The 7225-nt window shown below is 69.5% G+C and carries 6 protein-coding genes and 1 pseudogene; 5 read left to right on the top strand and 2 right to left on the bottom strand.

The features are described from left to right. From StrepF001_RS46805 to StrepF001_RS43615, 5 genes and pseudogenes are all read left to right on the top strand, one after another. On the top strand, positions 1–220 hold a 220-nt coding region (locus tag StrepF001_RS46805), incomplete at its 5' end, for a hypothetical protein (protein WP_206307159.1). After that, positions 166–1445: pseudogene (locus tag StrepF001_RS43635) on the top strand (IS110 family transposase). The gene StrepF001_RS46805 and the pseudogene StrepF001_RS43635, both read left to right, overlap by 55 nt. 50 nt (positions 1446–1495) lie before the next feature. Further along, a complete protein-coding gene (locus StrepF001_RS43630) occupies positions 1496–2164 on the top strand; it encodes a class I SAM-dependent methyltransferase (RefSeq protein ID WP_129803616.1) in 669 nt (222 codons plus the stop codon). A 529-nt stretch (positions 2165–2693) separates the two neighbouring features. Beyond that, positions 2694–3947 (top strand): helix-turn-helix transcriptional regulator, encoded by a 1254-nt coding sequence (locus StrepF001_RS43620; RefSeq protein WP_129803615.1) that lies wholly within the window; start codon positions 2694–2696, stop codon positions 3945–3947. Positions 3948–4143: 196 nt separating this feature from the next. Further along, the gene (locus StrepF001_RS43615) at positions 4144–5304 is read left to right on the top strand and encodes a sialidase family protein (protein ID WP_240797987.1); all 1161 of its coding nucleotides are present in this window, start codon (positions 4144–4146) and stop codon (positions 5302–5304) included. Positions 5305–5484: 180 nt separating this feature from the next. Here StrepF001_RS43615 and StrepF001_RS43610 read toward each other — a convergent pair whose 3' ends face one another. Beyond that, positions 5485–6147, bottom strand: a complete 663-nt coding sequence (locus StrepF001_RS43610; protein WP_003993737.1) for a response regulator transcription factor — start codon at positions 6145–6147, stop codon at positions 5485–5487. Between the two features lie 260 nt (positions 6148–6407). Beyond that, a complete protein-coding gene (locus StrepF001_RS43605; RefSeq protein WP_129803614.1) occupies positions 6408–7076 on the bottom strand; it encodes a DUF3000 domain-containing protein in 669 nt (222 codons plus the stop codon). Positions 7077–7225 lie beyond the last annotated feature (149 nt).

The raw sequence follows: 7225 nt of genomic DNA, 5'->3' as shown, positions 1-7225 counted from the left end.
GGAGTATCTGCGCCCCGTGCGGACCCGGATCAGTGGCCGATGGCGTGCGATCGACACGGATCTTGCCCGCACCGAGGCCGGCACAGTCGTCCCGAAGGCAACCGCGGTGGGGCTGGAGTTCTCGGGCGGCGGGGACGCTCCGCTGGTGCGCATGGAGCGCGCAGGCTGCACTCTGCAACTCCCGCTTCCGGCAGGCCACCCGCCGCCGGGGACAGCTTGACTGTGTTCTGCGGCATCGACTGGGCGGAGCGCCACCACGACGTCGCTCTCGTCGACGACACCGGCACTCTGCTCGCCAAAGGCCGAATCAGTGACGACGCGGCCGACTACAGCAAGCTGCTGGACCTCCTGGCCGAACACGGCGACAGCCCCGACGATCCCATACCGGTGTCCATCGAGACCAACCACGGCCTGCTGGTGGCGGCCCTGCGCACCGGCAGCCGCAAGGTCTTCGCGATCAACCCGCTCGCTGCCGCCCGCTATCGCGACCGGCACAGCGTCAGCCGCAAGAAGTCCGACCCCGGCGATGCTCTGGTCCTGGCCAACATCCTGCGCACCGACATGCACGCCTACCGGCCGTTGCCCGCCGACTCCGAACTCGCCCAGGCCATCACCGTCCTGGCCCGCGCCCAGCAGGACGCCGTCTGGCACCGACAGCAGGTCGCCAACCAGGTCTGTTCACTGCTGCGCGAGTACTACCCGGCCGCCCTGCACGCCTTCCAGGGCAAGGAGGACGGCCTGACCCGCTCCGACGCCCGCGTCATCCTCACTCTGGCCCCGACTCCAGCCAGGGCCGCGAAACTGACCCTCGCCCAGCTGCGAGCCGCTCTCAAGCGCAGTGGCCGCACTCGTTCCTTCGACGGCGAAACCGAGCGTCTGCGGGGCATCTTCCGCTCCGAGTACGCCCGCCAGCTCCCAGCTGTCGAGGACGCCTTCGGCCACCAGCTCCTTGCCCTTCTCAAGCAGCTGGATGCCGCCTGCCAGGCCGCGGACGACCTCGCGCAGCCGTCACCGAGGCCTTCCGCCAGCACGCCGACAGGGAGATCCTGCTCAGCTTCCCCGGCCTCGGGCCCCTGCTCGGGGCACGCGTCCTCGCCGAGATCGGCGACGACCGCAACCGCTTCTCCAACGCCAGAGCGCTGAAGTCCTACGCGGGGTCCGCCCCGATCACCCGTGCTTCCGGCAAGAAACGCTACGTCGGCCGCCGCTTCGTCAAGAACAACCGGCTCATGAACGCCGGTTTCCTCTGGGTCTTCTCAGCCCTCCAGGCCTCCCTCGGAGCCAACGCCCCCTACCGGCGCCGACGCGAGCACGGAGACTGGCACAACGCCGCCCAGCGCCACCTGCTCAACCGCTTCCTCGGCCAGCTCCACCACTGCCTTCAGACCCGGCAGCACTTCGACGAACAACGCGCCTTCGCCCCACTCCCTCAAGCACCTGCGTGAGCCGGCCATCGGTCACAGGCGCTGTCAGTGCACCCGTCTAGATTCACCGCGTGACTGAGCCTTCCTACCTTGCCGCGGTCCGGGAGTCATACGACACCGTGGCCGACGACTACGCCGCCCTCGTCAAGGCCCCGTCTGAGCTGGACCCCCTGTCTCGCTCGATGCTGACCGCCTTCGCCGAGCTGGTGCAGGCATCCGACCGAGGACCGGTCGCGGACCTGGGCTGCGGACCCGGAAGAGTGACGGCGCACATGGCCGGACTCGGCGTTTCTGCATTCGGCATCGATGTGTCCCCAAAGATGATCGAACTAGCCCGAAGCACCTATCCGGACCTGCGCTTCTCCGTGGGCTCCATGACCGCGCTGGAGATCGAGGACGACACGCTCGGTGGCATCCTGGCGTACTACTCCACCCACCACACCCCTCCGGAGTTGCTGCCGGTCGTGTTCGCCGAGTTCCACCGCACCCTGGCACCCGGCGGACATCTCCTCCTCGCCGGCCACGTAGGCACCGGTGAGCACCGCCGTCCGACACACGGCTATGGCGGCCACCCCGTGTCCTACGCGTCGTATCGGCTGCCCCCACACCAGCTCGCTGAGCTGCTGAACCAGGCCGAATTCACCATCACCGCTCAGCTGGTGCAGGAGCCCGACGAGGAACTGAACTGGAAGTTCGCCAGTTTCCTGGCCTACAAGCCGACCACCGAGGAGCCAACTTGACTTCCTAGCCCCCTGAGATGTCTCCGAGGTGATGGAGGGCGAGTGGACGGGTGCGGCTTCGTCGTGGTGTGGGGTCGAGGTCGCAGGAGGGGGTCCCTCGCCGCCCGGTCACCAGAGGCGTACCAGGAACCCCCGGGGGCCGCCAAGGCCAAGCGCACGCGTCACGGGGTGAGCCTCGGCGGCCCCCGGCGAACCCTGGCACGGCAAAGCGGGTCTTCGAGGTTGAGCGGTGCGCTCGAGCGCCCGGGGCGGGGCGGGTGTGGCCGGCGAACGTGACACTCTGCGCCGAAGTGTCACATCACTGCGGGGACACCCCCGGGTCCGCCAACACCGCGGAGGGCTGCACCGCTCAACTTCGAAGACCCGGCAAAGCTGCCCGACCGACGCGGGACCCCCTCCCCCTCAGGCCCCGATCCTGCCGGAGTCCCGACCCGCCACGTGGTGGGGCACCCCTGTGGGCGGGTGTCTGCCGGATCGCCCCGGTTGGTGTGTCGGCCGGGCGGACCGTGGAGTGGGAGGTGGTGAGTTGATGACCACGGAGCTGGCTGACAACGTCCGCAAGTACCGGCGTCGCGCGGGGATGAGCCAGGAGGAACTCGCCCACGCCGTAGGCGTATCGCCGGGCACTGTGCGCAAGGCCGAGCAGGGCGGCACGATCCGCATGGAGACCTTGCACACGCTTGCCCGCGCGCTGGGGGTGACCACGGCCGCGCTGATGGCCTCGGATGCACCGGAGCCCGTCGGGCAGGCCGAGGAGCCGAACCGGGTCAACCTGATCCAGCTCCGCGCCGCCCTCACCCCAGCCGTCGGGCTCGTGGACCAGGACGCCGAAGCCGTGGCCGAGGAACCGAACCTGCGCATCTTCCGGCGGACGTTGCAAGACGCACGGGTGCTGTACTTCTCCGACAGTTACAAGAGCGTCGCGGCTCAACTGCCGGGCCTGCTGCGTGATGCCGCGAGGGCCGTTGCCTACTACGACAGCGGGGACGAGCACCGGCAGGCCCTGCTGGCCCGCGCCGAGGCGCTGCGTCTGGCCGGCACCTACCTCACCCAGGCCCAGGTACGGCAGTACGACATCGCGTATGCCGCTGTGCGCAGCGCCATCATGGACGCCCGTCAGGCCGGAGACATGCTTGCGGCGGGCTCCGGTGTCGGCTGCATGTGCTGGCTGCTGGTGAGGCAGGGAAGGTTGGACGAGGCGGAACAGGTCGCCGCCCAGAGCATGGACGCGGTGGAGCCGAAGATCACTGGGGCCGAGCCGGACCACTACGCGGTGTGGGGCGGCCTGGCGATGGAAGCCGCCGCCGCAGCCGCGAGGAACAACCGTCCCGACGAGGCGAAGGAGTATCGTCAAGCCGCCCGGGCCGCGGCAACCGCTGTCGGGACGGCGCATCGCAACGTCTCCCGGCACTGGTCCGTCTTCGGGCCGGTCACCGTCGCGGTCAAGGCACTCGAAGATTCCCTGGTCATCGGCGACGCCCGCGCGGTGGTGCGCAAGGCAGGCGAGCAGGAGGAGTTGTCGCCCAAGGCGTGGAAGCGCTTGGGCAGGCCCAGCAGCAACGACGGGAACCGCTTCACCCTCGATGTGGCGCGCGCCCACACCCGGACCGGCGACTTGTCCGCCGCCATGGACGAGTTGACCCGTGCCAGGGAAGCCGCCCCGCAGTGGCTGAGGCACCAGAACGGGGCCGCCGAGACCATGCAGGAGATCCTGGGCAAGCGCAAGCGCACCCTCACGACGGAGATGCGCGAAATGGCCGACTACCTGGGCGTTGCCGGGTAGCTGCCACGCAACGTGGCAGTTCACCCTCATCTGCTACCGCCGACTCACCAAATGAGATGACGTCTTAGGTTCACGAGAGTCGTCGTCTGCCGACCTCTGACGATCTTCCGCGACCCCTGGGGGAGCCTTGATCCGCAAGTTCCTTGACCGCCGCCTGGCCGTTCTCGCTGCCATCACAGTCTCCGTCGCCGCCTTAGTGGTCGTCGCCCGCCCCGGGGCCGACGAGGCCGACAGCGCGGATGCCGAACCCGAGCGAAGATGCGTGTCGTCCGTGCCGTACGCCTCCGGCAAGGGAGGCTATGCCACCTACCGAATACCCGCTGTCGTCCAGACCCGCCCCGGGACCCTGCTCGCCTTCGCCGAAGGGCGGACCGACGGCAAGCAGGACGCGGGTGACATCGACGTCGTGCTCAGACGGTCGCGCGACGGCGGCTGCACCTGGGGCCCGTTGCAAGTCGTCGCGGCCGGCCACGGTGATACGCGGGGCAACCCGGCGCCCGTCGTGGATCTCCGGACGGGGAACATCGTGCTCGTCACTTCGTACAACAGTGGTGATGTCACCGAGGCGCAGGTCCTGCGCGGCGAGGTCGTGCACGAACAGGGCCGACGGGTGTTCGTACAGACGAGCAGGGACGACGGGCGGTCGTTCTCCGCGCTGAAGGAGATCACGTCGACGGTGAAGCGGCCCGACTGGCGGTGGTATGCGACAGGACCCGGACATGCCGTCGCCCTGACGCGGGGCGAGCACGCGGGACGGCTGATCGTGCCCGCCAATCACTCCGCGCCGCCGTCCCCGGGGCCCGCGGACACTGGGCAGGAACCCAAGTACTTCGGGGCGCACGCGATCTACAGCGACGACGGTGGCCGGTCGTGGCGACTCGGTTTCGTCGAGGACTCCTACGAAGGCGTGCACAACGCGAACGAGTCGACCGCCGCAGAACTGCCCGACGGACGGCTGTACTTCAACGCTCGCAATCAGAAGGGGGCGAGCGTGGGGAATCGCCTCGACGCCTACTCCAGCGATGGTGGTGCCACTCTTGACCGGGGCTATGAGGATCAGAGTTCGCTGAATGATGTGCCCCTGGTGCAGAGCTCTGTGCTGCAACTGGCCGAGGAGCGGGGGAGGCTGCTTCTCTCGGCACCTTCCATGCCGACCGACCGTGCGGCGATGGCGGTGTGGAGCAGTTCGGACGGCGGGCGCTCCTTCGGCAAGGCAATGACCCTGTCCTCGAAGAAGGCGGCATATTCGGACCTGGTGCAGCTCGATGCCGAGACGGTGGGCGTCCTGTACGAGAGAGGGATCGAGGCGGCGTACGAAGTGATCGAATTTCGAAGGATCCCGCTGAAGGCGCTGTGAGCAGCACGGGCGGCTCGCAGCGGAGGCGTGCTGATGGACAGCGCCCGTCGACGGAACGTTCCGTCGACGGGCGCAGGGGGTCCTGAAAGCAGTCAGATCGGTGAAAGGTTCGGTTCGCGACGGGTGGGGTTGGTGAACGGGATCAGCGGCCGATCCCGTTCGCATGTGTGAATATGCGGCTCAGTGAATGATTCCGGTGCGCAGGGCCACCGCCACCATCCCGGCGCGGTCGCCCGTGCCGAGCTTGCGGGCGATGCGGGCGAGGTGGCTCTTGACGGTCAGGGCGGACAGGCCCATCGAGACGCCGATCGCCTTGTTCGACTGGCCTTCGGCGACCAGCCGCAGCACCTCCACCTCGCGGCCGGACAGCTCGCGGTAGCCACCCGGGTGACTCGGGGCACCCGGGGGACGGCGGTGCAGACGGGCGGCGGCCGCGCCGATGGGAGCGGCACCCGGTCGGGTGGGGAGCCCGACGTTGGTGCGGGTGCCGGTGACGACGTAGCCCTTCACACCGCCCGCGAGGGCGTTGCGCACCGCGCCGATGTCGTCGGCGGCGGACAGGGCGAGACCGTTGGGCCAGCCGGCGGCGCGGGTCTCCGACAGGAGCGTGAGGCCGGAGCCGTCGGGCAGATGGACGTCGGCGACGCAGATGTCGCGGGGGTTGCCGATGCGGGGACGAGCCTCTGCGATGGACGAGGCCTCGATCACATCGCGCACACCGAGCGCCCACAGATGGCGGGTGACGGTGGAGCGGACGCGCGGGTCGGCCACGACCACCATGGCGGTCGGCTTGTTCGGGCGGTAGGCGACCAGGCTTGCGGGCTGCTCGAGGAGAACGGACACCAGGCCTCCTGGGGTGCGGGACGGGGCCGGCTCGTGGGGGGTGAAGGGGGACGAACCGTGCTTTCAAGGTCACAGACGTCTTCGGCACCAAACCGGTCTGCCTTTAGAAAATGATCGCGATCCGGTGAGTAACAATCTGGGCAATTCGGACACGCGGTCGATCATTCGAAGATCGAACAGCTTCGGTTCGCGTCGCGGTACGGCCGAAAGTGGTCGTATCGACAAAGAGATCGGCCTGAAGCGGCCCGGCCGGGTGACGCTCAGCGCGACTGCGGGCCGCGCCGCTGGGGCAGCGTCACCACCGAGGCGTCACCCGGACCGGCCGGCGGCAGGCCCGCGACCTGCGCGAGCAGATCGCACCAGGACGCCAGATGCGCCGCCGTGTCCGGCGCCCCGCCCAGGCCCTCCTGCGGTGTCCACGAGGCACGGATCTCGATCTGCGAGGCGGACGGGCGCGCGGACAGCCCGCCGAAGTAATGGGAGCTCGCGCGCGTGACGGTACCGCTCGCCTCCCCGTACGTCAGACCGCGCGCCTGCAGCGCCCCCGTCAGCCAGGTCCAGCACACCTCCGGCAGCAGCGGGTCGGCGGCCATCTCCGGCTCCAGTTCCGCGCGCACCAGCGTCACCAACCGGAAGGTACCCCGCCAGGCGTCATGTCCGGCGGGGTCGTGCAGCAGCACCAGCCGGCCGTCGGCCAGGTCCTGGTCGCCGTCGACGACGGTGGCCTCCAGTGCGTACGAGTGAGGGGCCAGCCGCTGCGGCGCGCGGGTCGGCTCGACCTCGATCTGCGGCCGCAGCCGCGCGGACCGCAGTGCGTCCACGGCGGCCCGGAAGGGCAGCGGAGCCGTCTCGCCCGTATGCAGGTCCTCCTCCTTCGGGTCGTCCGTTCCGCCAGCGTCGTCCGACAGTCGTCCCTGAGCCGCAGCCATGCGGTGCAGATTAAGCGGAACGGGGGCTGAGTGCAGGGTGACACCCCGCCCTGCCTGTTGGTGCCGGCCTCGCTGGGGCTGCCGCCCCCCAGGCCCCCGCCTCGTCGTGGGTGGTTCCTGTCGCACGGTGGGTGCGGGCCGTGTGTGGC

The organism is Streptomyces sp. F001 (assembly GCF_004187715.1).
GTDB classification, from domain to species: domain Bacteria; phylum Actinomycetota; class Actinomycetes; order Streptomycetales; family Streptomycetaceae; genus Streptomyces; species Streptomyces flavusporus.
The sequence above is the reverse complement of the archived record's forward strand: the minus strand, read 5'-3'. Positions and strand labels throughout refer to the sequence as shown.